Origin of the sequence: Burkholderia sp. Bp8963 (assembly GCF_003854275.1) — a bacterium.
In the GTDB taxonomy this organism is placed as follows: Bacteria; Pseudomonadota; Gammaproteobacteria; order Burkholderiales; family Burkholderiaceae; genus Burkholderia.
Genome location: NZ_QTQP01000022.1, coordinates 79,021 through 94,175, shown reverse-complemented (window position 1 = coordinate 94,175; position 15,155 = coordinate 79,021). Strand labels below are relative to the sequence as shown.

General features: G+C 68.6%; 16 protein-coding genes. 12 read left to right on the top strand and 4 right to left on the bottom strand.

Annotated features, from left to right (window positions below):
• Positions 1-95 precede the first annotated feature (95 nt).
• Positions 96-1,148, top strand: a complete 1,053-nt coding sequence (locus DID96_RS19815; protein WP_124600960.1) for a CaiB/BaiF CoA-transferase family protein — start codon at positions 96-98, stop codon at positions 1,146-1,148.
• Positions 1,149-1,199: 51 nt separating this feature from the next.
• On the opposite strand, the gene DID96_RS19810 is transcribed toward DID96_RS19815, so the two are convergent.
• Positions 1,200-1,643: a PaaI family thioesterase gene (locus tag DID96_RS19810; protein WP_124600959.1), complete on the bottom strand. Its 444-nt coding sequence runs from the start codon at positions 1,641-1,643 to the stop codon at positions 1,200-1,202.
• 235 nt (positions 1,644-1,878) lie between these two features.
• On the opposite strand from DID96_RS19810, the gene DID96_RS19805 reads away from it, so the two are divergent.
• The gene (locus DID96_RS19805; protein WP_124600958.1) at positions 1,879-3,498 is read left to right on the top strand and encodes a methyl-accepting chemotaxis protein; all 1,620 of its coding nucleotides are present in this window, start codon (positions 1,879-1,881) and stop codon (positions 3,496-3,498) included.
• Here DID96_RS19805 and DID96_RS19800 read toward each other — a convergent pair.
• Positions 3,471-4,580: an AGE family epimerase/isomerase gene (locus DID96_RS19800; RefSeq protein WP_124600957.1), complete on the bottom strand. Its 1,110-nt coding sequence runs from the start codon at positions 4,578-4,580 to the stop codon at positions 3,471-3,473. The genes DID96_RS19805 and DID96_RS19800 overlap by 28 nt on opposite strands.
• Before the next feature lie 110 nt (positions 4,581-4,690).
• Here DID96_RS19800 and DID96_RS19795 point away from each other — a divergent pair, with 110 nt between their 5' ends.
• From DID96_RS19795 to DID96_RS19785, 4 genes are all read left to right on the top strand, one after another.
• Complete coding sequence (locus DID96_RS19795; protein ID WP_124600956.1) at positions 4,691-5,386, top strand: MgtC/SapB family protein; 696 nt, start codon at positions 4,691-4,693, stop codon at positions 5,384-5,386.
• 75 nt (positions 5,387-5,461) lie between these two features.
• Entirely contained in the window at positions 5,462-6,709 is a 1,248-nt protein-coding gene (locus DID96_RS38370) for a flagellar hook-length control protein FliK (RefSeq protein ID WP_260463950.1), read from the top strand.
• 173 nt (positions 6,710-6,882) lie between these two features.
• Positions 6,883-7,038: a hypothetical protein gene (locus DID96_RS38365; RefSeq protein WP_167389833.1), complete on the top strand. Its 156-nt coding sequence runs from the start codon at positions 6,883-6,885 to the stop codon at positions 7,036-7,038.
• A 164-nt stretch (positions 7,039-7,202) separates the two neighbouring features.
• Entirely contained in the window at positions 7,203-7,682 is a 480-nt protein-coding gene (locus DID96_RS19785) for a GNAT family N-acetyltransferase (protein WP_124600955.1), read from the top strand.
• 197 nt (positions 7,683-7,879) lie between these two features.
• On the opposite strand, the gene DID96_RS19780 is transcribed toward DID96_RS19785, so the two are convergent.
• Together DID96_RS19780 and DID96_RS19775 are read right to left on the bottom strand one after the other, a co-directional pair.
• Entirely contained in the window at positions 7,880-10,813 is a 2,934-nt protein-coding gene (locus DID96_RS19780; RefSeq protein ID WP_124600954.1) for a heavy metal translocating P-type ATPase, read from the bottom strand.
• Complete coding sequence (locus tag DID96_RS19775) at positions 10,810-11,118, bottom strand: hypothetical protein (RefSeq protein WP_124600953.1); 309 nt, start codon at positions 11,116-11,118, stop codon at positions 10,810-10,812. The genes DID96_RS19780 and DID96_RS19775 overlap by 4 nt, the downstream gene beginning before the upstream one ends.
• 140 nt (positions 11,119-11,258) lie before the next feature.
• Here DID96_RS19775 and DID96_RS19770 point away from each other — a divergent pair, with 140 nt between their 5' ends.
• The 6 genes from DID96_RS19770 (at position 11,259) to DID96_RS19745 (ending at position 15,150) form a co-directional block, all read left to right on the top strand.
• Positions 11,259-11,648, top strand: coding sequence for a hypothetical protein (locus DID96_RS19770; protein WP_124600952.1), 390 nt, complete (start codon positions 11,259-11,261; stop codon positions 11,646-11,648).
• 96 nt (positions 11,649-11,744) lie between these two features.
• Positions 11,745-11,942: a hypothetical protein gene (locus tag DID96_RS19765; RefSeq protein ID WP_124600951.1), complete on the top strand. Its 198-nt coding sequence runs from the start codon at positions 11,745-11,747 to the stop codon at positions 11,940-11,942.
• A 150-nt stretch (positions 11,943-12,092) separates the two neighbouring features.
• Positions 12,093-12,647 (top strand): TIGR01841 family phasin, encoded by a 555-nt coding sequence (phaP, locus tag DID96_RS19760; RefSeq protein WP_124600991.1) that lies wholly within the window; start codon positions 12,093-12,095, stop codon positions 12,645-12,647.
• A 107-nt stretch (positions 12,648-12,754) separates the two neighbouring features.
• Positions 12,755-13,051, top strand: a complete 297-nt coding sequence (locus tag DID96_RS19755) for a hypothetical protein (RefSeq protein ID WP_185732304.1) — start codon at positions 12,755-12,757, stop codon at positions 13,049-13,051.
• A gap of 71 nt (positions 13,052-13,122) precedes the next feature.
• The gene (locus tag DID96_RS19750) at positions 13,123-13,443 is read left to right on the top strand and encodes a hypothetical protein (RefSeq protein WP_260463949.1); all 321 of its coding nucleotides are present in this window, start codon (positions 13,123-13,125) and stop codon (positions 13,441-13,443) included.
• Positions 13,444-13,695: 252 nt separating this feature from the next.
• Positions 13,696-15,150, top strand: a complete 1,455-nt coding sequence (locus DID96_RS19745) for a DUF1254 domain-containing protein (protein ID WP_124600950.1) — start codon at positions 13,696-13,698, stop codon at positions 15,148-15,150.
• Positions 15,151-15,155 lie beyond the last annotated feature (5 nt).

The window sequence follows — 15,155 nt, the reverse complement described above, 5'->3', positions numbered from 1 at the left end:
CGGTCCGGGCTGCCGCGCGACGGTCATCCCGATCCCGGTGAGGCGGACCCGCCGAGCCGGGATTTTTTGTTTGAACGAGGCGACAGGAGAACCGCATGCCGCTCGATTCGCCGCTGAAGGGCGTTCATATCGTCGAATTCGAAGGTCTCGGCCCCGGTCCGCTCGCGGGCTGGATGCTCGCCGGGATGGGCGCGCAGGTCACATTGATCGCGCGTCCCGCCGGCCGCACGAGCGCGCCGGACGCGCTGCAGAGCAGCGACGGCGACTTGCTGCGCGAGGGCAAGACGATCGTCCCGCTCGACCTGAAGACGCCGGCGGGGCGTGACGAAGCGCTCGCGCTGATTTCACGCGCCGACGCGCTGATCGAAGGGTTGCGGCCCGGTGTGATGGAGCGTCTCGGGCTCGGGCCGGAGGACTGCACACGGCACAACCCGCGCCTCGTGTACGGCCGGATGACCGGCTGGGGCCAGACGGGGCCGCTCGCGGCCGCGGCCGGCCACGACCTGAACTACGTCGCGCTGACCGGCCTGCTGTCGGTGTCCGCGCCGCGCGGCGACAGACCTGGCTTGCCGCCGACCGTTCTCGGCGATGCCGGTGGCGCGCTCGGGCTCGCGTTCGGGATCGTCTGCGCGCTGTTCGACGTGCGCGCGGGCGGGCCAGGGCGCGTGGTCGACGGCGCGATCGTCGATATCGTCGCGATGCTCGGCACGCTCGCGCTGTGGGCGCGCGCGAACGGCCAGCTCGACGGCGCGCAGCCGAGCCTGTTTCACGACGCGCCGTTCTACGACGTCTATCGCTGCGCGGACGGTGCATGCGTGACGATCGGCGCGCTCGAGCCGCCGTTCTATGCGCTGCTGGTCGAACGGCTCGGGCTTACCGACGTCGATCCGGCGTCGCAGTACGACCGCGCGCGCTGGCCCGCGCTGAAGGCGCGTTTCGCGGAGGTGTTCGCGCGGCAGCCGTCCGCGCACTGGCGCGCGCTGCTGGAAGGCTCCGATGCGTGCTTCGCGCCGGTGCTGAGCATCGCGGATGCGGCGAATCATCCTCACAACGTGGCGCGCGGGATTTATCGCACCGACGCGCAAGGCGACATCCGGGCACGCGTTGCGCCGCGTTACCAGCCGCTGACGGGCGACGACGCGGATTAGGAACTGCGTTCACCGGCTCGTTCGCAAGCCGGCTGTTGGCGAGAACGGGCGTCAGGCCTCTTCCTCCGGCGCCCCGGGAATCTTCCCGTCGCCGACGCGGTTGATCGTCCCCTGCGCGATCGCGACGAGCCGCTCGTGATCGCCGTCGATGACGAACACGTGACACTGGCAGGTCGCCTGCTGCCGCCCCGCATACACGAGCTTCGCGCGCGCAACGAGCGTGCCGTTCACTGCCGGCCGCAGGTAGTTGATCTTGTATTCGGCCGTGATCACGCGCGGCCCGAGCGCGAGCGCGCCCGCGAACGTCAGCGCGTTGTCGGCGAGATAGCTGATGACGCCGCCGTGCACGTAGCCATGCTGCTGCCGCAATTCGTCGCGCACGGGCAGGCACAGCGATACCTCGTGCTCGCCGATATGCATCAGCTCCGTGCCGAGCAGCATGCTGAACGGTTGCGCCCGCAATGCGCCGCGGGCGTGATCCACGATGTCCGTCATCGACTTCCCTCGCAATGAATGGCCGCTTGCGCTGAACTCTAGGAAGGGGGGCGCGGATAAGCAAGGAAATTCGTCCGCGTTTCTTGCGGCTGGCGGCTTTGGGCGACTCGATTATTGCGTCGAACGCACGCATTCATCCTCTTCCGTGCGAGATTCCGTGGCCAACGCTAAAGTCCGCGCGCGAAATGCCGCTAACGCCGGGGCATTGCTTCATCGTCGCTCTCCAGGAATTTCCATGTTCAGCAAAATCAAGCTCGTGTCGGGTCTGCTCGTCGTGTTGACCGTGTTCTGCCTCTTCATGCTCGCGATCGAGGCGCTCGGCTTCTGGTCTTTCACGTCGACGCGCAGCGGCGTCGACGACCTGTCGAGCGTCGCGATCGCGCAGGTCGGCGCCGCGAACCAGGCGACCGAACGCCTGCTCGACGCGCGCATCAACCTGTCGCGCGCCGGCACGCGGATGGTGCGAGGCGGCGCGAAACCGGACGACATCATCCGCCATGCAAGCGATTCGCTCGCCGAGGCGGACAAGGCGTTCGCCGCGCTGTCCGCCGTGCAGCCGATCGACGCCGAGAACCGCGCGCACATCGCTGCGCTCGCCGAGCGCTACAAGGCGATCCACGCGGCGCTCGCGGAACTCGTGCGGTTCCTCGACACCGACAACATCCAGGCGTTTCTCGACCAGCCGACGCAAGGCATCCAGGACGCGTACCTTGCCGAACTGCATCGGTTCGTCGACTACGGCAGTGCATCGAGTCGCGCCGCGCTCGGCACGATCGACGCGGGCATGAGCTGGTTCAAGTGGGTTGGCATCGTGCTGCTGGCGGCGATGCTCGCGAGCAGCGCGGCGATCTACGCGGCCGCACGGCGCGCGGTCGTCGCGCCGCTCGACGAGGCCGGCCGCCATTTCGAGCGGCTCGCGCAGGGCCGGCTCGACGAGGCCGTGCGCGTGGGCGGCGTGTTCGAGATCGACCGGATGCTGCGCGGGCTCGCGACGATGCAGGCGAGCCTCGCCGACACCGTGCGCACCGTGCGCCACGCGTCCGACGCGATCCACCTCGGCGCGGGCGAGATCGCCAGCGGCAATGCCGACCTGTCGGAGCGCACCGGCACGCAGGCCGCGTCGCTTGAGGAAACCGCCGCGAGCATGGAGGAGCTGACCGCGACCGTGCGCCAGAACACCGACAGCGCGCGCGCGGCGAGCGTGCTGGCCGACGAGGCGCTGGAGGCGACGAGCCACGGCGGCGGCGTCGTCGACAGCGTGATCGAGAAAATGCGCGGGATCGCGCAGAGTTCCGGCCGCATCGCGGAAATCATCTCGGTGATCGACGGAATCGCATTCCAGACCAACATCCTCGCGCTGAACGCGGCGGTCGAGGCGGCGCGGGCGGGCGAACAGGGCCGCGGCTTCGCGGTCGTCGCGGGCGAGGTGCGTTCGCTCGCGCAGCGCAGCGCGCAATCGGCGAAGGAGATCAAGACGTTGATCGAGGATTCGGTCGCGCAGATCAACGGTGGCGCGGCGCTCGTGGAGCGCGCGGGCGAAGCGATGCGGACGGTGTCGACGTCGATCTCGCGCGTCGTGCAGACGATGGCCGAGATCACGGCCGCGTCGGTCGAGCAGAGCGTCGGCATCGAGCAGGTCAACCAGGCCGTCACGCAGATGGATCAGCTGACCCAGCAGAATGCGGCGCTGGTGGAGGAAGTCGCGGCGGCGGCCGCGTCGCTGAACGATCAGACCGCGCACCTGATGCAGGCCGTGTCGGTGTTCGAGCTCGGCGATGCGCGCGCGATGCGCGGCGAACGGACGGCGCCGTCGTTCGCCGGCGCGGATTACGTGCCGGCGGGCAGCGCCGCGTAAGCGGTCGCGAGATGGTAGGGCGTCGTTGACGGCAGGTCGGCGCGCGACACCTGCCCGTCGGCCGTCTTGCACTCGTACCAGCCGCGCGGATGCAGGAAGCGTGCGGCGAAGCGCTCGATCTGCGTCGCGAGCGGCGCGGACGCCGGCGTGCCGCCGTGCGTCGCGAGCGCGCGCAAGTACTCCGTCTGCGCCCAGATCCGCTGCGTGCCGTCGATGCACGCGCCCTGCGCGTCGAGCGCGGCGCTGACGCCACCCGTCTGCGGATCGACGCCGTGCCGCTCGGCGAATTCGAAGGCCCGCGCGAGCGCGGCGCGCAATCCCGTCTGCGCGATCCGTGCGCCGGCCGCGTCGACCAGATAGAACCATTCGAACTGATGCCCCGGCTCGAAGCGATTGCCAGCCGAGCCGAGCGGCAACTCGGCGACGCAGCCGGTCGCCGGATCGACGAACGCGCGCTCGACCGCCTGCGCGGTGCGGGCGAGCGCGTCGTCGAACGCGGTGTCGCCGAACGCGTCGGCCGCGGCGAGCCACGCTTCCGTCAGATGCATCAGCGGATTCTGCAGCGGACCGCTGCCCGACGACGAGAAATCGGCGTGGCGCGCGGCATCGAGCAGCGCATCGCCGCGCTGCGGCGCGAAGCGGTCGTGGATCAGCGCGGCCGTTTCTTCGGCGACCGTGCGCGCGTCGCGCTCGCCCGACGCCGCGTGCCACGCGGCGCACGCGAATACGATGAACGCATGCGTATACAGATCCTTCGTCGTATCGAGCGGCGCGCCGGCCGCGTCGGCGCTGTAGTGCCAGCCGCCGTGGCGCGTATCGCGAAAGCGGCGGCACAATGCATCGAACAGCGTCGCTGCGTGTTCGGCCTCGCCCGCCTGAGCGAACACGAACAGCTGGCGCGCGCACGCCATCGCGCGGTAGCGCGCGACCGGCAGCGGCGCGTGGGTCGCCGGATCGACGGCTTCGAACGGCAGTTGCATCGCGCGGTCGAACCCTGAACCCCGCCAGATCGGCAAGACGACGTGCGCGAAATGGTGGCGCAATTGGGCGGCCTGGGCGGAAGCGGAGTCGGAAACGGGCATGACGGGGTTGAGCGCGTGGATCGAATCGTGTTGGCGCGGCACGGATGCGCGCGGCCGGGGCCAAGGATAAAACATTCCGCGCGGCCGACACCACAAAAAGGAGAAAACCGATGCTCAGCAACGTGGAACTTGTCGCGCGGCTCTTGCTGGCGGCCGCGCTCGGCAGCGTGATCGGTTTCGAGCGCGAACGCCTCGCGTGGGCGGCCGGCCTGCGCACGCACATGCTCGTGTGCGTCGGCTCGGCGCTGTTCATGATCGTGTCGGCGTTCGGCTTTTTCGACGTGCTCGGCCCGAGCAACATCGTGCTCGATCCGTCGCGGGTCGCCGCGCAGGTCGTGTCCGGCATCGGCTTCCTCGGCGCGGGCTCGATCCTGCTGCGCGGCGAGATCGTGCGCGGGCTGACGACGGCCGCGAGCCTGTGGTCGGTCGCCGCGATCGGCCTCGCGGTGGGCGGCGGGCTGTACGTCGGGGCGATTTCCGCGACGGTCATCATCCTGATCATCCTCGCGGGCGTAAAGCCGCTCGAACGGCGCTACTTCACGATGCGGCAGCGGCGCCAGCTCGCGCTGACGGTCGTGCGCGGCGCGCTGACGTTAGATTCGCTGCACGCGGCGCTCGGCCCGGATAGCGCACGCGTGAAGCAGTTCATCGTCCAGCAGGCCGACGACGATGACGAGCACGACGACGTGAGGATCGCGCTCGGGCGCGTGTCCGACGTCGAATACCAGGCGATCTGCGACAAGCTGCGCGCGCTGCCCGGCGTGACGCGCTTTGACGAGGGAGACGGCCTGTCCGGTGACGAATAGGCGACGGGTCATGCGACAATGCGCAGTCACTGATTCCGTTCGACTTTCCGGTCCCGCGGTTGCGGGGCCTGCCGCATGCCGATCTCCATGACCGAATCCGTCGCCACGCCTCGTTCCCGTTCCAGCCGTCCGTCCTCCCAGTCCCGTCGTCACGCCACCGCGGCGGCCGAGCATGCGTCCGCCCGCGCGGCGACGCCGCCGGGCAGTGATGAGCAGGTGGCCGATGCGCCGCGCGACGAGCCCATGCTCGATCTGTTCGGCGATCCGGTGATCGAGGCCGGCGACGCGAAGCCGGCTGCGGCGCGTGCCGTGACGGCCGATGTGGTGGCCGATGTGACTGCTGCTGTCGACGCGGCAACGATCGTGCCGGCTCACGAGCAGGCGACACTCGACGGGTTCGGCGCGCCGCAGGCGCCGGCGGAGGGTGAGGATGCGACCGAGGGTGGAAGTGAAGGCGAAGGCGAGGGCGAACGGGGCGCGGCTGATACCGAGCCCGTGACGACAGAGGCCGGCAGTTTGACGCCGCCGCCCGCCTCTGTCTCCGCCGTTTCCGGGCAGGAGAACATGGCGGAGACTGCCGCAGATGCGGAAACGAGGGCGGCGACCGTGCGCGAGGCAAGCGCTCGCTCGTCGGCAGGGACGAAGCGCCGCGCATCGGCTGTCGTGACCGCGGGCGAAGCCGTGGCGCTGCCGGTGCCGACCGAGGCCGGAACTGCGTCCGAACCAGGCATGCAGGACACGGCGGTTACGGCGCAATCCGTCGGGCATGCCGAGCCGGAGATTGCGGCGAGCCCATGCGATCCGGTCGCGCCGGTCGCCCCGGTCTCATCCGCCGCGCCTTCGGCGACCCGAACGGACGCATCTGCGGCAGCGTTCGTCGCGAAACCATCGTCGAGCCGCATCGAACTGACTGCGGCGGCGCAACCTGCGGGCGCGTCTGCCGCCCCGTCCTTCAATCCCGAGATTCACGTGCGTCCGTTGACGGACCGCCTCGCCGCGTTGCAATCGGAAGCGGACGGGCTGCAACGCGCGGCCGATCGTGAAATGCGCCGGGTGAACCGGCTCCTGCTGGCGCTGGCGCTCGTCGTACTGGCTGCGCTTGTGACGCTGGCCACGCAGGCGGCGCAGATGTCGCGGCTGAAGGACGACGCCACGGCCCGGCAATTGAGGATCGATCGCCTCGCGGCCGATCTGGCGACGCAGCAGGCGACTGTCGTGACGCTGGAACAGCACAACGAGGTGCTGCTGTCGCAGGTCGATCGGCTGGAGCGCAACGTTGCCCGACAGACGGCGGCCGTGAAGCGTGCCCGTCACGGCCGGTGAATGTTTCGACCCTGTCTTCCGGGCCTTGCGGCGCAACGCTCGGCGATTCCGGCACGCGGCCGGTCGCCGGCCGGTTGCGGCAAATTGCTGCGGCGCACTAGCGGGGTCTAGGGAAAACCCTTAGAATGGCGTTCATATAGGGAAAACCCTAGTTAATCCTTCGGGAGCCACAAATGAGCTTCATCCTCGCCCTGCTGCAAAAGATCGACGACCTGTTCGTTTCGCCGCACCTGCCGCTCGATGCGGAATACTCGTATGCCGCACGTCGCGCCGAAGCCGAGCGCGTGCGTCAGTCGCACTTGGTGCCGCTGTGCCTGTACCGTCGCTGATTCGCTGATTCGCTGATTCGCTGATTCGCTGATTCGCTGATTCGCTGATTCGCTGATTCGCCCGCGCGGCGCACGCCGCGCATCGGCTTTCCGCCGCCTCGCCGCGCGCTCGCGCGGTCATCCCGCTACACTGGAAATCCGTTCCCTCACACGGCGACCGGGCCATGTTGCAGATGCGGCCGATGACGGCTGGCGAATTTCACGCATACCGCGCGCGAGCCATCGACGGCTACGCGCGCGACCTCGTCTCCTCCGGGCAGAACGCCGCCGACGAAGCGGCAGTGCGCGCCCGGGCCTGCTTCGATACGCTGCTGCCGGACGGCCTGCTGACGGCCGGCCAGACGCTGGTGTCGCTCGTCGATTCCGCCAGCGGCGACCCGATCGGCGACCTCTGGTATGCGATCGTGACCGAAGGGCCCAATCGCACGCTGTTCATCTACGACCTCGAAATCGCACCGCCCCGGCGCCGCCAGGGCTGGGCCACGCGCGTGCTCGATGCGCTCGAGGCCGACGCGCGCCGTCACGGCGTCACTGAAATCGGGCTGTCGGTGTTCAATCACAACGCGGCCGCACGGGCGCTCTATCGCGCGTGCGGCTTCGTGCCGATCACGACGACGCTGATCAAGCCGGTTGTTTCGGGCTAGCGCCCGTTCACGTGCGCGTGGCGCACCGGCGAACGCCGTGCAGCGCCGGCCGGTGCGCCGGCGCAGGACCGCCATCAATCAAGCCCGCCATCGACGCGAACGGGCCCGGTGAGCCCGGGTCCGCCCTTTCATTCACGCGCATTCGTGCGCCGTCAGGCGCTTCATGATCCGGCGTGCCGCCCGCGCGGCCCGCCGCGTCATCGCGCGCGCCCCTTCCAGCGCCGCAGCAGCAGCGCGTTCGTGACGACGCTCACGCTGGAAAACGCCATCGCCGCGCCCGCGATCACCGGGTCCAGCCAGCCGAGCGCCGCGAGCGGCACGCCGATCAGGTTGTAGACGAACGCCCAGAACAGGTTCTGCTGGATCTTGCGGTACGTGCGTTTCGAAATGTCGATCGCGTCCGCGACGAGCGCCGGATCGCCGCGCATCAGCGTGATGCCGGCGGTGTGCATCGCGACGTCGGTGCCGGTCGCCATCGCGATGCCAACGTCGGCCGCGGCGAGCGCGGGCGCGTCGTTGATCCCGTCGCCGACCATCGCGACGATCCCGCCATGCGTGCGCTTCAGGTCCGCGACGACGCGTGCCTTGTCGTCCGGCAGCACCTGCGCGTGGACCTCGCCGATGCCGAGTAACGCCGCGACCGCCGCCGCGCTGCCGCGGTTGTCGCCCGTCACCAGCACGCTTGCGACGCCGCGCGCGGCCAGTGCCGCGATCGCGTCACGGGCGCCCGGCTTCACGGTGTCGCCGAACGCGATCAGCGCGATCGGCGTGCGCGGCGCGTCGGCGCGCATCAGCCACGAGATCGTGTTGCCCGCGCGCTCGAGTTCGACCGCATGCGCGTCGACCTCGGGCGGCACTGCGATACCAAGCTCGTCGCGCCAGCGCGTGCTGCCGAGCGCGAGCAGGCGGCCGTCGACGCGCGCCTCGACGCCGCGTCCGGCGACCGCGCGTGCGTCGGTCGCGACAGGCGCCGAGGTCGCGCCGCCGCGCGCGGCGACATCCGCGTGATGGGCGGCGACGACCGCGCGTGCGAGCGGGTGGTCGCTATGACGCTGCACGGCCGCGGCGAGCGCGAGCGCTTCGTCGCGCGGGACGCCGATCGCATCGAACGCAGTCACTGATGGCTTGCCCTCGGTCAGCGTGCCGGTCTTGTCGAACGCGATCACCGTCGTGCGCTGCGCGAGTTCCAGTGCTTGCGCATCCTTGATCAGCACGCCGTGGCGCGCGGCGACGCCGGTGCCGGCCATGATTGCGGCGGGCGTCGCGAGGCCGAGCGCGCACGGGCATGCGATGACGAGCACCGCGACCGCGTTGAGGATCGCGGTCTCCGCGCCCGAGCCGGCAATCAGCCAGCCGATCAGCGTCAGCATCGCAATGCCGAGGATCGCCGGCACGAACACCGCGCTGACGCGGTCGACGAGGCGCTGGATCGGCGCCTTCTCCGCCTGCGCGGATTCGACGAGGCGGATGATGCGCGCGAGCGTCGTCTCGGCGCCGATCGCGGTGGTTTCGACGACGAGCGCGCCTTCGCCGTTGATCGATCCGGCCGTCACCGGATCGCCGTCGTCTTTCGCGACGGGCAGGCTTTCGCCGGTGATCAGCGATTCGTCGACGTGCGAGCGGCCCGCGACGATCCGGCCATCCACCGGCACGCGTTCGCCGGGCCGGATGCTGACGGTCGTGCCGACGCGCACCTGCGCGAGCGGCACGTCGCGCTCGACGCCGTGCTCGACGATCCGCGCGCGGTCGGGCCGCAACGCGTTCAGCGCACGGATCGCTTCGGTGGTCTGGCGCTTCGCGCGCGCTTCGAGCCACTTGCCGAAGCGCACCAGCGTGACGATCACGGCCGACGCCTCGAAGTACAGATGGCCCGGCTGCGCCGGGTCGCGCAGCAGCATCCACAGGCTCAGGCCGTACGCGGCGGACGTGCCGAGCGCGACGAGCAGGTCCATGTTGCCGGCGCGTGCCCGGATCGCGTGCCAGGCCGCGCGATAGAAGCGGGCGCCGAAGCCGAACTGGACGATCGACGCCAGCACGAGCTGGAGCCAGCCGTTCGGCATCGCGTCGACGCCGAACGGTGCGGCGAGCATCGGCGCGATGAGCGGCGCGCTCAGCAGTGCGGCAGCGATCACGAGGTTGCGCTCGCGGATCGCTTCGCGGCGCTTGCGGTCGTCGGCCGACGGCACGGTGTGCGCGGGTGCGCCGGCGGTGGAGGCGGCGTCGGTTGCGCTAGCCTGCGGCGCGGCGGCCAGCGACGCCTGATAACCGGCGGTCGTGACGGCGGCGATCAGCGTGGCGGGATCGAGCGAGGCGGCGCTCTGCACCGATGCGCGTTCCGTCGCTAGATTGACCGATGCGCGCGCGACGCCGGGAACGGCGGCCAGCGCTTTTTCGACGCGGCCGGCGCAGGACGCGCAGGTCATTCCGCCGATCTCGAGTTCAATATTGGTGGCTGCGGTGGCTGCGGTGGCTGCGGTGGCTGCGGTGGCTGCGGTGGCTGCGGTGGCTGCGGTAGTTGCGGTAGCTGCGGTAGCTGCCGCCGGCGCGGTGGACATTCCGGCGGCCAGGTCCGCGTCGGCAACCGGCGTTGCGCCATAGCCTGCCTGCTTCACGGCGTCCACGAGCCGGGACGCCGTCACATCCGCGCTGGCATCGACCGTCGCCCGCTCAGTCGCCAGACTGACCGACGCGCGTGTCACGCCGGGCACCTTCGCCAGCGCCTTTTCGACGCGCGCGACGCACGACGCGCAAGTCATCCCATCGATGTCGAGCTCGAGCGTCGCCGAGGGGGAAGCGGCCGGCGCGACGGTCCGGGCCACGGACGCCTGCACGGACGCCGGAGCAAGCGGCACATCGGTGCAAAGGCCGTCCTCGTTGACGCCCCCGCCACGCACGTCGCGCAACGCCGCGCGATAGCCGGCCCGGACGACCGCGTCGACGAGCTGTGCAGGATCGACCGGGTCGTGCGCGATCACGGTCGCCGAATGGCTGTCGAGGTCGACCGTCGCGTCGGTCACGCCCGGCACGCCGGCCAGCGCGCGCTGCACGCGTCCGGTGCAGCCGCCGCAATGCATGCCGTCGACGCTCAACGAGATTGTGATCAGCGCCGCCGAGGCGAGAGGTTCTGTCATGTCGGGTTTCCAAAAAGCGCGGCCTGAACCGCAGACATGGTCAGTATCAACATTCCCATGATGGTAAGGTCAAGCGGCAGCGACGATGCGCCGCACGGAATCATCACGGCGGCCCCTGGCGCGCTCCCAACGGCGCCCGCGTAGCCACTCGATTGTTTCCGATCGACGAGCATGGTTTTTGCCGGGTCGGGACGGCTAGCATACCGCGCGGCCCGAACATCGGCTCGAGCCGGCTGGCGCACTCGCCACGAATCGGCGGGCGACGTCGATTTTTTCCTCGCGGCGCCATCGAGGAGGCTGGACATCGCTCCAGCCCATAACTGGTAGGGATGTCCGTAGACGTGAATATACGGACACATGCCCGCCGTGTACTTTCCAGCACCCGCTGGCATATGCTTGGTACGGCCTTCCCCGTGCCAGGGGAGTCCTTCATCGTTGATCAAACATGATCGTCCAGAGACTCTCGTTCCGTGCTGCCACGGGCAAGCTGCACGTCATTGCGGTGTGGCGATGCCTCGTGAAACGCGGCGCAAAGATTTGCCGTTGGAATGTCCATGTCGATCGCAAGACGGGCGTCGAGTCGATGACGATCGACGTCGTCGGCTCCGATCCGTTGCACACGGATGAGCTCGCCGCGATGCTGGGTGAAACGCCGATGGAATTGACGATAAAGGTGTTCCATATGGCCGTGGTCGCGAATCCCGATGTCGCACAGGTACGCGAGAAGCAACGCGTCGTTGAAGCAACGGGTTCGCAGGCGATCACGCGTCCGCGTCCGAAGCTGACGTCAGTCACGGATATCACGCACCACGTCGCGCGTTCCAGGCAGGATTGAGCGCACGCGACACGCGACACAGGTGCGTCGATGTCGTTACGGCTGACGCTTGGTGAAGCGGTAAAACGTGCCTATTCCAAATCTCGGGAGACAACAATGCTGAGCCCTCACGAATTCGCGGTGCTCATGCTGGTCAAGTCATCGCCTGACCAGATCGACATGGACCGCGAGGAACTCGATACGCTGATCGAGCACCAGCTCGTGGTACTCGAGAGACTCGGTTCCGGCGCATGCCGTCCGCGAGTGACGAACGACGGTGAATCGCTGCTTCAGGCCGTGATGCGAAAACATTGACCGGCACCCGGTCGAACGCGTGGACCGGCCCGGCGATCGTGCGCTGCGGAACGGGCTGCGGAACGGGCTGCGATGCAGCCCGATGACGACACGCCGAACACGCACCGGTTCGCGGCAAGTCATTCAATTCAATTCAGGAGAGCGTCGATCATGCAAGCCCATGAGCAGGTTTCAAGCGCACTGCGCACCAATCTCGACATGTTTTTCGGTCTGGCCGGCGCGATGGCTGCCGGAGCCGGGAAACTGGCCGAACTCAATGCGCGATTCGCGCGCTCGGCGCTGAAGGACGCGTTCGAGAACGCGCAGAACTCGGTGGCAAGACCGCATGACTGGCTGTCGATCCAGAGTTCGATCGTTGCGGCGACGGCAGAAAAGGTTCAGTCGTACAGCAGCGAACTCTTCGAAATCGTGTCGTCTGCGCAGGGGGACGTGCTCAAAGCCGCCAGGACCGGAAGCGATGCGTATGTACAGCGGGTCCAGACGCTCGTCGAAGACGTGACGAAAAACGCGCCGGCCGGCTCCGAGGCGGCTGTCGCTGCATGGAACTCGGCAATCATCGCCGCCAATACGCTCTATCAGACGCTGGGAAACACCGGGCAGCAGGCTGTCGAAGTCGCGCGAAGCAACTTCGACGTGATCGCTGCGGCGGCCTCGAAGAACGCCAGGCGCGCGACCGAGTCGGAACAGCAGGCGGCAAAGCGGTAATTTGCATGACGGGCGTGTGGCATGTCATCGCATGACGTTCAAGCAGGCCGGCATCATTCATGGATGGCGCGCCGCCGCCTGTCAGCACGATGGCGCGGAGCATTCCGATGAAAACCATGTATTACCGAAGCTACGTTGCCGAGGAATTGGCGTACATCGACGCGATGGTTTCGCAACTCGAGCAGACCGTCGAAAGCAGGAATATCGGCCGGAAGACCGCGGTTGCCGTCACGTTGCCGGACTATTGGCGGATACGCGTCAAGGCCATCGCCGGTCTTCCGCAGGACCTGCAGCCGCAGGCCGACGCACTGCTGATGCGGCTCGATGCGATCGACACGGCAACGGAGCGCCTTTCGGCAAACAAGCGAGTGCTGGTCACCCAGCGGACCTCGCGCATGAAGTAGAGCGGTACATGCCGTGAGCCAACCTGCACGAAGCGCACGCGACGACGGTACAACAAGGACCAGCGAAGCACATGATGATGCGGACCTACGAACATCTCGGGTTCACGCTCGAGGTGACTGTCGAGTCGGACTTCAGCTTGCGTCCGGTCCAACCAACGGGTTTGCGTCCAGGCTACGTTGCGGTGGTCCGCGTGTTTCAGGCGGGGCACGCGATCGCGACCTTCTCGCCGCTGAGGTATGGCGATGCGGGTGGCCGGCCGTTCGATACCGAAGTCGATGCCATGATGGGCGGATATAGCGCGGCGCGCAGAATCGTCGACGATCTGTTCAGCCGGCAATCTCATTCCGGGGTCGGAATATCGGACCAGACGGCAGCGTCCGGGCGGACGTGACGCCCGTTGCCCCAAGCGCCTCCCGGCATTTCTCCGAACCTCGTTCCTCTGTTGGCCCAATGACAGCCATTCGCCTTATTGGGGATTGCCCTGAGGCGCTATGATACGGCCCTGATGTCAGCGCCCACTGCAGTGAAATTGCAGTTCGGGCAGGCTGGGGCAGCCTTGCTTGACCTCGATTTGCCTAGCTTTTGCGGCGTGCGAATTGCGCAAGGCATTGATTTATAAAGAATTACATACGGCCAGAAATCAATGATAAAAACCCGACGAGAATCCGTTTCTCAGCGGCGCGCCTGCGCGTCGCTTGCCATTGCGGCGCTCCTGGCCGGATGCGCTTCCCAACCGGACGCGATCCAGCGCAAGACCGGCTGGATGCGCGCCGAAGTGGCCGACTCCTATATATATGCGTATCCGCTCGTGCTGATGGATGTCGCGAAAGAAGCCGCGACCGGCGGCGACGGCGCGCAGCCCGGCCAAGCGCCACTCAACACGCTGCGCGTCGCGCAGGCGCTGCCGCCAGTCGGCGCGATCAATCCGCCGCTGCCGGGCGTCGATACGCTCGATTCGACCGGCTGGCTCGACGTCGGCGCCGAACCGGTGCTCGTGACGCTGCCGGATACCCGCGGCCGCTACTGGGATGCCCGCGCGCTCGACATGTGGACCAACGTGCTGTGGTCGTCGAGCATGGTCGCGCAAGGCCCGCGCGGCAAGTCGCGATCGCAAACGATTGCGTTTGCCGCGAAGGACTGGCAGGGCACGCTGCCGAAGGGCGTGACGCGGGTCGATGTGCCGTCGCGCAACGCGTGGCTCGAGGTGCGCCTGCAGACGAGCGGCGGCCGCGACCTCACGACCGTCAAGAAACTGCAGCGCGGGATCCGCGTGGTGCCGCTGTCGGTCTATACGGGCGACGCGCGCGGCGTGTCGGTCGCGGTGCAGGCCGGCAGCGCGACCGCCGAGGCCGCGAGCGGCGGCACGCCGGCCGAGCAGGTCGCCGCGCTCGCGCCGAAGACGTACTTCACGCGTTTCGCGCAGGCACTGCAGGACAACCCGGCGCCCGCCGACGACGCGCACGCGCAGCAATTGCTCGACGACATCGGCGTGTCCGCCGGCTACCCCGTGCTGTGGACGGGCGATCGCCTCGCCGCCGCGACGGCCGGCGTCGCCGAAGCGCGGGCGCGCCTCGCGGCGCCGCCGCCGAACCTGCTGAGCGCGAACGGCTGGAGCTGGCTCGGCGATACGGCCGGCAAGTACGGCCAGGACTACGCGTTGCGCGCCTACGCGGCCTATACGCAGTTCGGCACCGCGACCCGCGACGACGAGACGGTCGCGGTGGTGCGCGTCGACAGCGACGGCCATCCGCTGAACGGCGCGAACCGCTACACGCTGCATTTCGCGCCGGGCGCGCTGCCGCCGGTGCGCGCGTTCTGGACCCTTACGCCGTACACGACGGACGGCGCGCTGCCGGACGTCGGCACCGCGCGCCGTTCGCTCGGCGACCGCGACCGGTTGCGGCGCAATCACGATGGCTCGATCGACGTCGTCGTGTCGGCTGTGTCGGCTGTGTCGGCCGTGTCGCCGGGCGGCGCGCATGCATCGAACTGGCTGCCGGCGCCGCGCGCGGATTTTGCGCTCGCACTGCGGCTGTACGCGCCGAAGCCGCAGGCGAGCGACGGCTCGTGGCTGCCGCCGGTCGTCGTGCGCAAGTGAACGCG

Bases quoted from the DNA above. Each gene is read 5' to 3' on its own strand.
- DID96_RS19755 (WP_185732304.1), top strand. From the start codon at position 12,755: ATGAAAACCATGTATTACCGAAGCTACGTTGCCGAGGAATTGGCGTAC.
- DID96_RS19765 (WP_124600951.1), top strand. From the start codon at position 11,745: ATGCTGAGCCCTCACGAATTCGCGGTGCTCATGCTGGTCAAGTCATCG.
- DID96_RS19745 (WP_124600950.1), top strand. From the start codon at position 13,696: ATGATAAAAACCCGACGAGAATCCGTTTCTCAGCGGCGCGCCTGCGCG.
- DID96_RS38365 (WP_167389833.1), top strand. From the start codon at position 6,883: ATGAGCTTCATCCTCGCCCTGCTGCAAAAGATCGACGACCTGTTCGTT.
- DID96_RS19800 (WP_124600957.1), bottom strand. From the start codon at position 4,580: ATGCCCGTTTCCGACTCCGCTTCCGCCCAGGCCGCCCAATTGCGCCAC.
- DID96_RS19785 (WP_124600955.1), top strand. From the start codon at position 7,203: ATGTTGCAGATGCGGCCGATGACGGCTGGCGAATTTCACGCATACCGC.
- phaP (WP_124600991.1), top strand. From the start codon at position 12,093: ATGCAAGCCCATGAGCAGGTTTCAAGCGCACTGCGCACCAATCTCGAC.
- DID96_RS19815 (WP_124600960.1), top strand. From the start codon at position 96: ATGCCGCTCGATTCGCCGCTGAAGGGCGTTCATATCGTCGAATTCGAA.
- DID96_RS19810 (WP_124600959.1), bottom strand. From the start codon at position 1,643: ATGACGGACATCGTGGATCACGCCCGCGGCGCATTGCGGGCGCAACCG.
- DID96_RS19775 (WP_124600953.1), bottom strand. From the start codon at position 11,118: ATGTCCAGCCTCCTCGATGGCGCCGCGAGGAAAAAATCGACGTCGCCC.
- DID96_RS19795 (WP_124600956.1), top strand. From the start codon at position 4,691: ATGCTCAGCAACGTGGAACTTGTCGCGCGGCTCTTGCTGGCGGCCGCG.
- DID96_RS19805 (WP_124600958.1), top strand. From the start codon at position 1,879: ATGTTCAGCAAAATCAAGCTCGTGTCGGGTCTGCTCGTCGTGTTGACC.
- DID96_RS19770 (WP_124600952.1), top strand. From the start codon at position 11,259: ATGATCGTCCAGAGACTCTCGTTCCGTGCTGCCACGGGCAAGCTGCAC.
- DID96_RS19750 (WP_260463949.1), top strand. From the start codon at position 13,123: ATGATGATGCGGACCTACGAACATCTCGGGTTCACGCTCGAGGTGACT.
- DID96_RS38370 (WP_260463950.1), top strand. From the start codon at position 5,462: ATGCCGATCTCCATGACCGAATCCGTCGCCACGCCTCGTTCCCGTTCC.
- DID96_RS19780 (WP_124600954.1), bottom strand. From the start codon at position 10,813: ATGACAGAACCTCTCGCCTCGGCGGCGCTGATCACAATCTCGTTGAGC.